Genomic DNA, 13,506 nt, shown 5'->3' with positions numbered 1-13,506 from the left:
CCGCTAATCCCATAACAGAGTGTCTCGAAAGGTCGCAGTATTTGGCGCCGGCATCGCCGGTCTCAGCGCAGCGCATGAGTTCGTCCGACGGGGGTACCAGGTCGAGGTCTACGAGCGGAACGACTCGGCGGGCGGCTTCTTCCGCAGCGCCCGTCGCGACCAAGACAACCTGCCGACGGAGTACTCGTGGCACGGGTTCGGCCCCTGGTACCACAACACGTTCGACCTGCTCCGGCAGATCCCCTTCGACGCCACCAGCACGCTCTACGACCGCGTGCTCTCGCGGCCGATGGACTACGCGGTCGTGCCGGACACAGCCGACGACGACCTCGACACGGCGGACCTGTTCGACAAGCCCCAAGCGTTCCGGATGTCCACCCGCGACAAGCTCTCGCTGGGGTGGGGCATCCTCAAGGTCTGGTCGGCGAACGCCCGGTCGAAGGAGCGCTACGCCCGGGCGAACGCCGCTGCCTACTGGCAGCCTCGCATGACGAGCGTCGGCCACTCGACGTGGCGCGCGCTGTTCGGCCCTTGGATCGGGTCGGACTGGCCCTACGCCTCGCTGCACCACGTGGGCCTGTTCTTCGGGCGCAACGTCCGCTCGGGTCCGTCGCACCATCACCCCGCCGACGAGGACGGTCCCGCCTGGGCGCACGAGCCGCTCGGCGGCTGGTCGCTCCTGCGCGGGCCCAGCAACGAGTGGTGGTTCGACCGCTGGGTCGCCGACCTCGACCAGCGCGGCGTCACGTTCCACTGGGAGACGCCGCTCGACCAACTCCACGTCGACGGCGACCGCATCTCCGGCGCGACGGTGGCGCCCGACACATCGGTGGAAGCAGACATCTACGTCCTGGCTGCGACTCCGTTTGCGGCCGCCCACATCCTCGCCCGGACCCCAGAGCTGGAGCAGGAGCCGGAACTCGCGAAGTTTCGGCCCCTGATCCAGGACGGCCCCCACACCCAGGTCTCGTTCCGGATCGCGTTCGGCGAGCGCATGGCGTGGCCGCGTGAGCGTACCGCCATCGCTCTCGCCGACTCCGCCTTCAACATCACGCTCTTCGCCAACGAGCAGGCGTGGTCCTCAGACGTAGACCTCGGCCGGGACGTCCAGTCGCTCTGGACAGGCACCGCCTGCGTGTCGACCGTGCCCGGACCCATGCACGGCAAGCCGCTGCGGACCTGCACGGAGGACGAGTTCCTTGACGAGGTGCTCGCCCAGGTCTATGCGTCCGAGGCGCTCGACCTGATGATCCGCTGCGCGAACGACGGCCGCAGGCTCCGGGACTTCAGCATCCTCACCACCGAGGTGTGGCACGAGTGGCACTTCTCCCCGGACGGCATCACGCCTGACCAGCCCAAGTGGGTCACCACCACGAACACCCGCGCACACCGCCCCGCCCAGGCCACCTCCATCGCGAACCTCGTGCTGGCGGGCGCCCATACGGAGACCGAAGCGGACATCTGGAGCATCGAGGGGGCCGTCGAGAGCGGGCGCCGCGCCGCCCAGGTCTTCGAGCCGAACGTCGCCGTCCACGCGCAACACAAACCTCCGCTGCTCCGACTCACCTCTCGACTCGATGACGGCCTGCATGCACTCGGCCTGCCTCACGTTCTGGACGTGGTCGGTGTCGGCCTGGGTGCCGGACTGGTCCGGCTCGCAACTCGCGCGTGGCCTCGGCGAGGCACGAGGCGGGACGAGGAGCCCCTCTCCCCACGGCCGCCCTGCACCGGATGACGTCGCACCGCCCCTTCGCGCTTCTCCTCGGCGGCGGCGGCGCCCGCGGGTTCGCCCACGTCGGCGTGCTCCGGGCGCTCGAAGCAGACGGGCTCCGGCCGGCGGCCGTGGTCGGCGTGTCGATGGGGGCCGCCGTCGCCGCCGCGTACGCGCTCCGCGACGACTGGTACGACGCCGTGCTGGCCATCGGCACGCGGGCGTTCCCGCCGCCGCCGCCCGACGGGGGGGAGGGCTCGACCTTGGCGTGGTTGCGGGCGCGGCGGATGGGGGCCGAGTTCGCCGTCCGCCTCGTCACCGGGTGGGGCGTCGGCGTGCCGGCCTACGACGCCGGCCGCCAGGCACTCGCCACGCTCACCGCCGGCCGCGACCTCGCCGAGGCCCGCCTCCCCGTCGCCATCACGGCCACCGACCTCCGCACGGGCGCCCGCCACGCGATGCGCGACGGCGACGCGGCCGACGCCGTCTACGCCAGCTCCGCGCTGGCCGGCGTCCTGCCGCCCCTCGAACACGGGGGGCTCCTGCTCGCCGACGGCGCCTACGCCGACCCCGCCCCGGTCGACCTCGCCCGAGCGATCGGCCCGCCGTTCGTCGTCGCCGTCGACGTGGGGCAGCCGCGCCCGGCGCCGACCATCGACAACGGCCTCAACGCACTCCAGCGCGCCTCCTACGTCACCAGCCGGAGCCTCGCCCAGGCCCGGTTCGCCCAGGCCGATCTGGTCCTCCGGCCCCAGTTCCAACGGCCCGTCCACACGCTCGACTTCGGCGCGCGTCGCGAGTGCGCGGCGGCGGGAATCTGGGCCGTCCGGGCCGCCCGCCCAGCGCTGGCGGCCCGTCTCAGCGGGCACCGCCAGTCGGCGGCCTGAGGGCGGACCGGGCGCCCAGGGGGGCGGGCGGTAACCTGAGCGGCTTTTAAGATTCGGGTCCGACCCCGTCCGGCACGTGGCGCGTTCGACGCCTCCAACGATCCGCCCCGGCCGCCTCATGGACCACGAACAGGACCCCGCCGACCTCCCCGGCTTGAAACAGGCCGAGCTCCGCGAGGCCGCCCACGAAGGCCCCCACGGCTCCCACGACGACGGCCGCACCGGCCCCGTCGAGGACCACGACGCCCACGGGATGGCCGGCCGCGGTCCGGCTCCGAACGCCGGCACGGACCACGCGGCGATGGGCCACACCGCCGAGGAGCACGCCGCGATGGGCCATTCGAAGATGGACCACGGCAGCGGGGGAGGGGGGCACCACGACCACCACGCGATGATGGTCGAGGACTTCAAGCGGCGGTTCTGGGTCTGTCTCGGGCTCACCGTCCCCATCCTGGCGCTCAGCCCCATGCTCCAGATGTGGGCGGGCGTCGACTGGGCGTTCCCCGGCTCGGTCTGGCTCCTCACAGCGCTGGCCTCGGTCGTCTACGTTTACGGCGGCTGGCCGTTTTTGAACGGGGCGGTAGAGGAGCTGGGGAAGCGGCGGCCGGGCATGATGACGCTGGTGGCCCTCGCCATCACCGTCGCGTTCGTCTACTCGATGGCCGTCGTGCTCGGCCTGGAGGGCAACCTGTTCTTCTGGGAGACCGCCACGCTCGTCGACCTCATGCTCGTCGGGCACTGGGTCGAGATGCGGAGCGTGATGGGCGCCTCCCGCGCGCTCGAGGAGCTGGCCCGGCTCATGCCCGACGAGGCCCACCGGCTCACGGCCACGGGCGAGACCGAGGAGGTGCCCACGAGCGCGCTCCGCCCCGGTGACCGCATCCTGGTCAAGGCGAGCGAGAAGGTGCCCGCCGACGGGACCGTCCTCGACGGCCGCTCCGCCGTCAACCAGGCCGCGCTCACCGGCGAGTCCGTGCCGGTCGAGAAAGGGCAGGGCGACGAGCTCATCGCCGGGTCCGTCAACGGCTCCGGCGCGCTCACCGTCGAGGTCACCAAGACCGGCGCCGACGCCTACCTCAACCAGGTCGTCACCCTCGTCCGCGAGGCGCAGGCCTCGAAGTCGAAGACCCAAGACCTCGCCAACCGCGCCGCGTTCTACCTCACCGTCACGGCCATCTCGGTCGGCGCGCTCACGTTCCTCGCGTGGTGGCTGCTGACGGCCGAGCCGCTGGCGTTCGCCATCGAGCGGGCCGTGACGGTCATGGTCATCGCGTGCCCCCACGCGCTCGGTCTCGCCATCCCGCTCGTCGTGGCCGTCTCGACGTCGATCAGCGCCCGCAACGGGCTCCTGGTCCGCGACCGCGCCGCCTTCGAGCGCGCCCGCGACCTCGACACGCTCGTCTTCGACAAGACGGGCACGTTGACCGAGGGCCGGTTCGGCGTCACCGAGATCCTAGCCGCCAGCGGCACGTCCGACGACGACCTCCTGGCGCTCGCGGCGGCCGTCGAGGGCGGCAGCGAGCACCCCATCGCCGCCGGCGTCGTCCGCTCGGCCCAGGACCGCGGCTTGGCGCTTCCCGCCGTCCAGGGCTTCCAGGCCATCACCGGCAAGGGCGTCCGCGCAACTGTCGACGGGCGTACCGTCCAGATCCTGAGCCCCGGCGCCATCGAGGCCGAGGGCGTCCGCTTTTCCGACGCGCTCCGCCAGCGGGCCGATACGCTGGGGACGGAGGGCCAGACGGTCGTCTACGTCGTCGAGGGCGACGGCGCCCAGGCCCGACCGCTCGGCGCGCTCGCGCTCGCCGACGTCGTCCGCCCGGAGTCCAAGGAGGCCATCGACCGCCTCCACGAGCTCGGCCTCACCGCCGTCATGCTGACCGGCGACAAGCGGGAGGTCGCCGAGCACGTCGCCCGCCAGCTCGGCATCGACCGCGTCATCGCCGAGGTGCTCCCCGACGGCAAGAGCGACGTGATCCGGCAGCTCCAGGCCGAGGGCAAGGTCGTCGCCATGACCGGCGACGGCGTCAACGACGCGCCCGCCCTCGCGACGGCCGACGTCGGGCTCGCGGTCGGCGCCGGGACGGACGTGGCCGTCGAGACGGCCGACATCGTCCTCGTCGAGTCCGACCCCCGCGCCGCCGTCCGGGTGATCGCGCTCGCGCGCGCCACCTACCGCAAGATGGTCCAAAACCTGTGGTGGGCCGCCGGCTACAACATCGTCGCGATCCCGCTCGCGGCCGGCGTCTTGGCTCCGTGGGGCATCGTCCTGAGCCCGGCCGTCGGCGCGGTCCTGATGAGCCTGTCCACGGTCGTCGTCGCGGTCAACGCCCGCCGACTGCGCGTCGAGTAGCCGCCCCCGTGATGAGCACTCCCGACCTGCACACGGGGACCGTCGAGTGGTTCGACGTCGAGCGGGACCTCGGCCTCGCCTCGTGCGACGACGGCTCGCTCCCCTGCACCGTCCACGGCCGGAGCGCCCGCGCCAGCGGCGTGCCGACCCTCGCCGTCGGCGACCGCGTGGGGTTCCGCGTCCGGGGCGAGGGCGGGCACCGAACCGCCTACGACCTCACGCGCCTCTCTAGCCCCCGGGGCCGACTCGGCGACGGCGGGGCGCTCCCTCCAGCCGCGTAACTCCTCCCGTCCCTGACGCTCGCGTCTGTCCTATGGCCTACGTCGTCGCCCAGCCCTGCGTGGGGTGCACCTTCACCGACTGCGTCGAGGTCTGCCCCGTCGACTGCTTCTACGTCGGACCCAACTTTATCGCCATCGACCCCGACGAGTGCATCGATTGCAACGCCTGCGCGCCGGCCTGCCCCGTCGAGGCGATCTACCCCGAGGACGAGCTGCCTCCAGAGTGGGCGCACTACGCCGAGTGGAACGCGTACCTCGCGCCTCGCTGGAAGGCCCTCGGGCACAACCTCGTCGAGAAGCGCCCGGGCTCGCCGCCAGCGACGGACCTCACGTGCGCGGACGCCGAGCGTTCCGAGGACGACATCCTCACGTGGCCCGACGACGACGGGTAGCTCGTTCACGCCGTGAGACGCCCCCGGTGGAGCCTGAGCCTCGCCGTCTGGCCTGCCGTACCCCACTGACGGGCGCCTCCGGTCGCTCGGACGGCGGGCCAGTGCCCTTCCCGCTGGAGCCGCTCCACCTCGCCGTACCGCGAGGCGATGTGCGACCCGCTAGGCGCGTAGGACGGACGCTTACCGGGCCGTGCGACGCGGGGTACAACGTGGCCCCCGACGTGCCCGTAGCGCCTATCCAGACCGCCTCAACGGATTTCCAGGTAGGCTCCTCGAACGGCCCGTGTGCCCGGCTGTTGGTCTCTCAGCACCCCGCCACCCAGACCCTCACCAGCGTCCGGGCGACGTGCCCCCCTTTAACCACAGGCCCGACCGGGTCCGTCCCCCCACGAAAGCACTCGCTCTCCTCATCGCGCCCGTCGCCGTCCCCGCCCTGTCCGGCTGCGACTCCAACGGCGACAACGTGGACACCTTCACCGTCCAGTTCGCCGCCCTCAACGGCAGCGGTGTCACCGGCACCGCCCGGCTGACGATGGACGACGACGACCTCACCGTCGAGATCGACGGCCAGAACCTCGACGCCACCGCCCACCCCCAGCACATCCACGGCGTCCCCGGGGGCACCGTCACGGCGCAGGCCGTATGCCCGATGACGGCCGACGACGCCAACTCGGACGGCTTCGTCGACGTGCTCGAGGGGCTCCCGCGCTACGGCGGCATCCTCCTCCCGCTCGACGACGACATCTCGACGCAGGCGCAGAACATCCCCGGCTTCCCGACCGGCGCGTCCATCGATTACTCGGAGTCCACGACGACGGCCGCCTTGCGCTCGGCGCTCGTCAAGGACGACGCGGACGCCTCGGACCCGATCGTGACGCTGGGCGCGAGCGGCACCGTCGACCTCGGCGACTACGTCATCGTGATCCACGGCACGACGGACGCGCTCCCGGCCACGGTCGGCTCGCTCCCGGGCCTGCCGAACCAGGCGACGCTCCCGGTCGCGTGCGGCCGGATCGTCCGGGGCTAGACCCGCCCCGGCGGCTCCCCCGAGCGCCCGGTCCTCACGTAGGGCCGGGCGCTCACGCGTTCGTGCGGCCCCACGCCGCTGGCGGTCGTCACCAGTGGGGGAGGCGCTACATCGGGAGTCCCCTGGTCTGCCCGCCGCGGCTTCGATTGAGGCCCAGGCGCGGCACCTGTGAGGGTTTTAAGGTTCTCGCGCCGAACCGCCCGGAAGGCCACGCCGTGAGACGCCAGCCACTCCGGCACACCCCTTACACATCCTCTCCCCGTTGCCATGCGCACCCAAGACATCCTCTCCAAGCACCCCAACCCCTCCGACCAGCTCGACGCCGTCGTCGCGCTCGTCAACTCCGCCTTCGCCTGCGAGCAGTGTTGCACGTCGTGCGCCGACGCCTGCCTCGACGAGGACGGCGACATGGACCTCCGGTACTGCATCCGGACCAACCTCGACTGCGCCGACATCTGCGCCACGACGGGCCGCGCGCTCTCGCGCCAGACCCAGCCGAACGCCCAGATCCTGCGCGCCCAGCTCGAGGCCTGCCGCGTCGCCTGCGACGCCTGCGCCGACGAGTGCTCCAAGCACGCCGACATGCACGACCACTGCCGCGTCTGCATGGAGTGCTGCCGCGAGTGCTCGAAGGCGTGCCAGTCGCTCCTCGACGCCATGCCCCAGGCCTAAGCCGCCCGGCCCTCAGAGAGACGGCGCGGCTCCAAGAGGAGCCGCGCCGTCGTGCGTTCGGTGGACGCGCCGACCTACTGGACGACGACCGACTGGACGACGGGCGCGCCGCCCGACGTGAGCGGCTGGTCGGGCGTTCCCGCGCCTCCGAACTCGAACCGGCCGATCTCGCCGGTGTCGTCGTGGAGCATGGCGTGCACCGTGGTGCCCGAGGCGGGCGCGGTCCTGTCGAGGTGGACCGGCACGCGCTCCGTCACCCCGTGCATCACGAACGAACGGCCGAGGACCTGCGAGGCGTCCGGGCCGCCGTTGGGGGCCGAGGGGTGGACCACCACCCAAGCGTCCGAGCCCACCTTCACCTCGTCGAGGATCAGCACGTCGCCGCGCATCGGCGACGCCCCGGCGGTCAACGCCGGAGCCCCCGCAACGTCCTCGGAGCCGCCCTCCACTTCAGGAACGGTCGGCGGTAGCGGAGACGCCTCGTAGTCGGCGTCGTCCAAGTCCCGGATGAGGGCCTCCATCTCGGCGATCTCCCGGCGCTGAGCCAGGATGATGTCGTCGGCCAGCCGGCGCACGCGCGGGTCAGAGATCGTCGCCTGCTCCGAGGTCAGGATCGCGAGCGAGTGGTGCGGGATCATCGCCTCCATCCAGTCCACATCGTCGACGCTCGTTTGAGTCCGGAGCAGCCAGAAGCCCAGCACGAACAGGGCGGCGCTCCCGGCGAAGATGGCGATGTTCGTCTTGCGGTCCTTGTACATCCCCAGCATGAACGCCAGCATGATGACGGCCATCGCGGCGCCCATGTAGAGCGCCATGAAGGACTTCGTCGCGCTCCACCACACATGGTCTACCTGATAAACCGTGGTGTACATCAGCGCGAGCATGACGAGCGTCGAGGTGACGATCATCGCGAAAAACCGAGGGTAGGAGGCCTTCATCGACATGTCGAGTGGTGACGGGCGCGCGCGCGCCCAGGGACGATCCTACCGGCTTGTCGCGGCGAGGATCGGCGGACAGGGCTCACCTGAGCAGCTTTTAAGGTTGGTAGGCGTCGAGCGGATCCGAGGAGAGCTCGCTCGACGTCTACCCATGAGAGACGATGCCTCTAGGCGGCATCGAACACGGGCCGGAAGCCCGCGCCCTCGACGGCGCCGCGCACGACCTCTCGGTCCGCCATGCCCGAGAGGCGTACGACCGCGTCGCCGCTGAGGTCGAGCTTGTCGACGGTCACGCCGGGCATCCGCTCCAGCGCGCGCGTCGCCGAGGCGACGCAGCCGCCGCAGGTCATGCCCTCGATGCCGAAGCGTAGGGTCTGGTCGTCGGTGTTCTGAGTAGTGTGCATGGTGGGGGTGGGGAGTGAAACGGGGGGATCGGGTGGGGGAGGGGCGCACGAGCAGTCGAGGCACCCCGCGCACGCGCGGCATACGTCGGCGAGACGCTCGCCTAGCTGGCGGCGCGCGCGGTGGCGCCGAACGCGCAGGGCGCCGGCCGACACGCCGAGCCGCCCCGCCAGCGCGGCGGGCGGCTCGCCGCCCAACTCAGCGCGGAGGAGGTCGGCATGGGCCGGGTCGAGGTCGTCCAAGAGCGGCCGGTAGCACGCGCACAGCGTGGCCTCCTCACCCGGCGGCATCACGGCGTCCGGCTGGTCGGCCGCCCAGGCGTCCTCGCGGCGCCCGGCCGCCTCGGCGCGCCGGTGGACGTCGGTGGTCGCGTTGCGGACGACCCGCCACAGCCAGCGCGTGAGGCCGGCCTGGTCGTCCAGCTCGGGCGCGTGCTCGGCCAGGCGGAGCAGGGCGTCCTGGACCACGTCCTCGGCCGCCCCCGGCCCCAGCCGCTGGCGGACGTAGGCGACCAGCGCGTCGCCCTGGGCGGCGAGCGTCTGGTCGAGCAGGGCGGGGGAGACGGACATGGGGGCGGGGGTGTTCACCCAGACAAACGCAGCGAGGCCCGGGGCGTTACCGGCCGGTGGGCGAGGCCGCGACGGCCGGCGGGGCGAAGCGGCGCAACCGGAGCGCGTTCGTGAGCACGAACACCGACGAGAGCCCCATCGCCGCCGCGCCCAGCACGGGCGAGAGCAGCACGCCGAGCGCGGGGTAGAGCACGCCCGCGGCCACCGGGATCAGCACGACGTTGTAGGCGAAGGCCCAGAACAGGTTCTGCTTGACGTTGCGGAGCGTGGCCGCCGAGAGCGCCCGCGCCTCGACGAGCGCCGTCAGGTCGCCGCGCATGAGGACGACATCGGCGGCCTCGATGGCGACGTCGGTGCCGGTCCCGATGGCGACGCCGACGTCGGCCTGGGCGAGCGCCGGCGCGTCGTTGATCCCGTCGCCGACGAAGGCGACGCGGGCGGGGCGTCCGTCCCGGCCGGTCTCGGCCTGGAGGTCGGTCACGGCCTGGGCCTTGTCGGCCGGGAGCACCTCGGCGAGCACCTCGTCGATGCCGAGCCCTCGGGCCACGGCCTCGGCGGTCGCCCGGTTGTCGCCCGTGATCATGGCGACGCGGAGGCCGGCCCGGTGGAGCGCGTCGATGGCCGCCGGCGTCGTCGCCTTGACGGGGTCGGCGACGGCGAGCGCGGCTACGAGCCGGCCGTCCACGGCGGCGTAGAGCGGCGTCTTGCCCTGGGCCGCGAGCGCGCCCGCGGCCTCCGCCAGCGGCGCTACGTCGAGCCCGATCTGCTCCATGAAGCGGTCGGCGCCGACCTCGACGCGGCGCCCCTCGACGGTCCCCCGCACGCCGAAACCGGGGACGGCCTGGAAGTCGGACGCCGCCGGGAGGTCGATCCCGCGCTCGTCGGCCGCCCGCACAATGGCGGCGGCGACGGGGTGCTCGCTCGGGACCTCGACGGCGGCGACCAAGCGGATCAGGTCGTCCTCGCTCAGGTCGTCCTCGCTCCCGCTAGCTGGCGCTGTCCCTGGCGGGGTGGCGGCGTCCACCAGCGCGACGTCGGTCAACGTCGGGCGGCCCTCGGTGAGCGTGCCCGTCTTGTCGAGGGCGACGACGTCGGCCTCGGACAGCGTCTGAAGCGCCTCGCCCTTGCGGAACAGGACGCCCAGCTCGGCCGCCTTCCCGGTCCCGACCATCACCGAGACCGGGGTGGCGAGCCCCATCGCGCAGGGGCACGCGATGATCAAGACCGAGACGGTCGCGACGAGGGCGTACGTCAGCGCGGGGGCGGGGCCGACGGCGAGCCAGATCCCAAAGACCAGCGCGGCGATCACGAGCACGACCGGCACGAACACGGCCACCACGCGGTCGGCGAGGGCCTGGATCGCGGGCCGCGACGCCTGAGCATCCTCGACCAGCCGGACGATCTGGGCCAGCACGGTGTCGGCGCCGACGTGCGTCGTCTCGACGAGCAGCGCGCCGGCCTGGTTGACCGTCCCGCCTACGACCGCCCCGCCCTCGGTCTTCTCGACCGGGACCGGCTCGCCGGTCACCATCGACTCGTCCACGTACGACGTGCCCTCGGCTACGACGCCGTCCACCGGCACCTTCTCGCCCGGCCGCACGCGGACGACGTCGCCGACGGCCACGTCGTCGATGGAGACCTCCGTCTCGACGCCGTCCCGGACGACGCGGGCCGTCTCGGCGCGCAGCCCCAGGAGCGCGCGGACGGCGTCCGACGTCTGGCCCTTCGCCCGGGCCTCGAACCACTTGCCCAACAGGATCAGCGTGATGATCGTCGCCGACGCCTCGTAGTAGACGTGGACGGCCCCCTCCGGCAGCACGCCCGGCAGGAACGTCGCGACGACGGAGTACCCGTAGGCCGCCGTGGTCCCGAGGGCGACGAGCGTGTTCATGTCGGGCGACCCGTGCCGCGCCGCCGCCCACCCCGCCCGGTAGAACCGCCAGCCCGGCCCGAACTGGACGGCCGAGGCGAGCGCGAACGAGACGAGCCAGCGCGTCTGCATCGGGACGAGCCCGTCGATCCAGGCCATCCCGCCGGGGACCAGCATGGGCACCATCTCCAGCAGGAAGAGCGGGAGCGTGAGCCCGGCCGCCCACAGCAGCCTCCGCCGGAGCCGTCGGCGGTCGGCGGCGCGGGCTTGCTGCTCGGCGTCCTCCGTGCTCGCCCCGCCCACGGCATCGACCACGTCGTACCCGGTGTCGCGGACGGCCTCGTAGAGCGCCTCGACGTCGGTCCCGGCCGCGTAGCGCACGCGCGCCCGCTCGGTCGCCAGGTTCACGCTCGCCTCGACCACGCCGTCCGCACCCTGGAGCGCCTTCTCGACCCGGCCCACGCACGCCGCGCACGTCATCCCGCCGACGGCGAAGGTCACCTCCTCGGTCCGCACGTCGTAGCCCGCCTTCTGCACGGCCTCGGCCAGCGCCAGCGGCGAGGTCTCGGTCGCGTCGAAGGCGACCGTCGCCCGCTCGGTCGCCAGGTTCACCGTCGCCTCCTGGACGCCGGGCACGGCCCGGAGCGCCTTCTCGACGCGCGTCGAGCACGCGGCGCACGTCATGCCCTCGACGCCCAGCGTCGCCTGCGAGGCGGCCACCGCGGGCGGGGGCGTGGCCGCGCCGTCGCCGGACGGGGGGGCGGAGAGGGAGGGGGGCGGGGCGGGGTGGGACATCTCGGAGGGGGCGTTTCCTCGACAAACGCGGCCGACGGCCGACCCGTTACGGGGGCGTCCTCGGCGGCTCGGGGAGAACGGCTCCAACGCGGCCGGACCGTGAACGGACGATGCATCCGCCCCAACCTGAGCGCCTTTTAAGGTGGGCGGGCGCAGAACCGGCCGATCCTAGGCGTACTGACCCCGTGACCCGACGCCCACTCCCGTATCGCGCGCTGGCGGCCTTGCTCGCCGCCGCCCTCCTCGCCCTCGCCGCCGGCCCCGCCGCGGCGACGGTCGCGGACGCGCTGGACTGCTGCGGCGACCGCTGCGCGATGGCCGACCACGGCCCGTCACCGGAGACCCCGGCCGGCGCGGCCGAGTGCTGCGTCCAGGCCCCCGCCACGGCCCCCGACGCCGCGACGCTGACGGCGCCGCCGCCCGCCGCCGCGCTCTTTTGGGCGGTCGTCCCCTACGCCGCCCGGCACGCGGCGGCCCCGCGTGAGACGGCGCCCCCGCGCGGCACCGGCCCGCCGCCCGGCACGCGGCGGCACCTCGCCCTCTCGGTCCTGCTGGTCTGAGCCGACCGCCTGCTCTGGACGCCCCCCCGCGTCCCCGGACGCCCACGCCCGTCCGTTCCGCACGCCGTCGCTCTCCCCCAGACCATGCCCTCCCCGCTCGCAGCACGCGCCGTGCTGCTCGCCTGCCTCGCCGTCCCGGCCCTCGCGCCGTCGGCCCGGGCACAGGCCCCCGACACGCTCCGCCTGGACGCCGTCCTCTCGGCCGTCTACGCCGACAACCCGGCGCTGGCCGCCGCCCGGCTGGACGCCCGCGCGCTCGCCCGGCGCGGCGACCAGGTCGGCGCGCTCCCCGACCCGACGGCCTCCGTCATGGTGGCTCCGTACCCGGTCCTCTCCGCCCGGGGCACGCTCCGGTCGCAGTGGCGCGTGGAGCAGCCGTTCCCGTGGCCCGGCACGCTGGGCCTGCGCCGCGACGCCGCCGCCGCCGCCGCCGAGTCGGCCCGCTACCGGGCCGAGGCGACGGCCCTCGACCTCGCCCGGGCCGCGACCGTCGCCTACGCCGCGCTGTACCGGACGCAGGAGGCCGCCGCCGCCGTCCGCGCGTTCCAGGCCCGCTTGGACGCCTTCGCCGAGGCGGCGGCGGTCCGCTACGAGGTCGGGCGCGGCCCGCAGGGCGCCATCCTGCAGGTCCAGCTCGAGCGCCAGCGGCTCGCCGAGCGGCTCCTCGACCTCGACCGGCGGCGGGAGGCGGCCGTCCAGGTGCTCGCGCGGCTCCTCGACCGGCCGGGCCTGGCCGTGACGGGCCGCGTCGTGGCCGAGGCCCCGGCGCTCGCCGATGTGGCCGCGCTCGACGCGCTCGCCCTCTCGCTCCGCCCCGAGCTGGCGGCGGCCGAGGCCGCCGTGGTCCAGGCCGACGCCGAGGTGGCCCTCGCCCAACGGGCGTTCTACCCCGACCTCGGCGTCGGCGTCGTCTACACCGACGTCGGCGCCGCCGACGCGCCGCCGACGGCCACGGGCCGCGACGCCCTCGGCGTGATGGTCTCGGCCCGCATCCCGCTCCAGCAGGGCCGGATGCGCGCGCGGCTCGACGAGGCCCGGCTCCGCCGCCAGGC

11 protein-coding genes and 1 pseudogene are annotated in these 13,506 nt (G+C 73.6%); 9 read left to right on the top strand and 3 right to left on the bottom strand.

The window, feature by feature from the left end; translation table 11 throughout:
- Positions 1-19: 19 nt before the first annotated feature.
- From RQM47_RS15460 to RQM47_RS15430, 7 genes are all read left to right on the top strand, one after another.
- The gene (locus RQM47_RS15460; RefSeq protein WP_314009451.1) at positions 20-1,735 is read left to right on the top strand and encodes an FAD-dependent oxidoreductase; all 1,716 of its coding nucleotides are present in this window, start codon (positions 20-22) and stop codon (positions 1,733-1,735) included.
- Entirely contained in the window at positions 1,732-2,598 is an 867-nt protein-coding gene (locus tag RQM47_RS15455; RefSeq protein ID WP_314009450.1) for a patatin-like phospholipase family protein, read from the top strand. Before RQM47_RS15460 ends, RQM47_RS15455 begins: the two co-directional genes overlap by 4 nt.
- 253 nt (positions 2,599-2,851) lie before the next feature.
- Positions 2,852-4,948: a copper-translocating P-type ATPase gene (locus RQM47_RS15450; RefSeq protein ID WP_409946005.1), complete on the top strand. Its 2,097-nt coding sequence runs from the start codon at positions 2,852-2,854 to the stop codon at positions 4,946-4,948.
- 11 nt (positions 4,949-4,959) lie between these two features.
- Positions 4,960-5,229: a cold shock domain-containing protein gene (locus tag RQM47_RS15445; protein WP_314009448.1), complete on the top strand. Its 270-nt coding sequence runs from the start codon at positions 4,960-4,962 to the stop codon at positions 5,227-5,229.
- A gap of 32 nt (positions 5,230-5,261) precedes the next feature.
- On the top strand, positions 5,262-5,621 hold the full coding sequence (locus tag RQM47_RS15440) for a ferredoxin family protein (protein ID WP_314009447.1): 360 nt from the start codon (positions 5,262-5,264) through the stop codon (positions 5,619-5,621).
- 346 nt (positions 5,622-5,967) lie between these two features.
- Complete coding sequence (locus RQM47_RS15435) at positions 5,968-6,648, top strand: hypothetical protein (protein WP_314009446.1); 681 nt, start codon at positions 5,968-5,970, stop codon at positions 6,646-6,648.
- Between the two features lie 267 nt (positions 6,649-6,915).
- Complete coding sequence (locus RQM47_RS15430; RefSeq protein ID WP_314009445.1) at positions 6,916-7,320, top strand: four-helix bundle copper-binding protein; 405 nt, start codon at positions 6,916-6,918, stop codon at positions 7,318-7,320.
- A 485-nt stretch (positions 7,321-7,805) separates the two neighbouring features.
- Here RQM47_RS15430 and RQM47_RS17495 read toward each other — a convergent pair.
- The 3 genes and pseudogenes from RQM47_RS17495 to RQM47_RS15415 all read right to left on the bottom strand — a co-directional run.
- A pseudogene (locus tag RQM47_RS17495) lies at positions 7,806-8,258 on the bottom strand (DUF305 domain-containing protein); the annotation flags it as partial.
- Positions 8,259-8,425: 167 nt separating this feature from the next.
- Complete coding sequence (locus RQM47_RS15420; RefSeq protein ID WP_314009443.1) at positions 8,426-9,229, bottom strand: sigma-70 family RNA polymerase sigma factor; 804 nt, start codon at positions 9,227-9,229, stop codon at positions 8,426-8,428.
- 46 nt (positions 9,230-9,275) lie between these two features.
- Positions 9,276-11,894, bottom strand: a complete 2,619-nt coding sequence (locus RQM47_RS15415; RefSeq protein ID WP_409945989.1) for a heavy metal translocating P-type ATPase — start codon at positions 11,892-11,894, stop codon at positions 9,276-9,278.
- 185 nt (positions 11,895-12,079) lie between these two features.
- Between RQM47_RS15415 and RQM47_RS15410 the strand changes: the two genes are divergently transcribed.
- Both RQM47_RS15410 and RQM47_RS15405 read left to right on the top strand, forming a co-directional pair.
- Positions 12,080-12,454, top strand: coding sequence for a hypothetical protein (locus RQM47_RS15410; RefSeq protein WP_314009441.1), 375 nt, complete (start codon positions 12,080-12,082; stop codon positions 12,452-12,454).
- Between the two features lie 84 nt (positions 12,455-12,538).
- Positions 12,539-13,506 (top strand): TolC family protein (locus RQM47_RS15405; protein ID WP_314009440.1); only part of this gene is annotated, 968 nt, incomplete at its 3' end.

It is taken from the genome of Rubrivirga sp. S365, from assembly GCF_032248475.1.
In the GTDB taxonomy this organism is placed as follows: Bacteria; Bacteroidota; Rhodothermia; order Rhodothermales; family Rubricoccaceae; genus Rubrivirga; species Rubrivirga litoralis.
The sequence above is the reverse complement of the archived record's forward strand: the minus strand, read 5'-3'. Positions and strand labels throughout refer to the sequence as shown.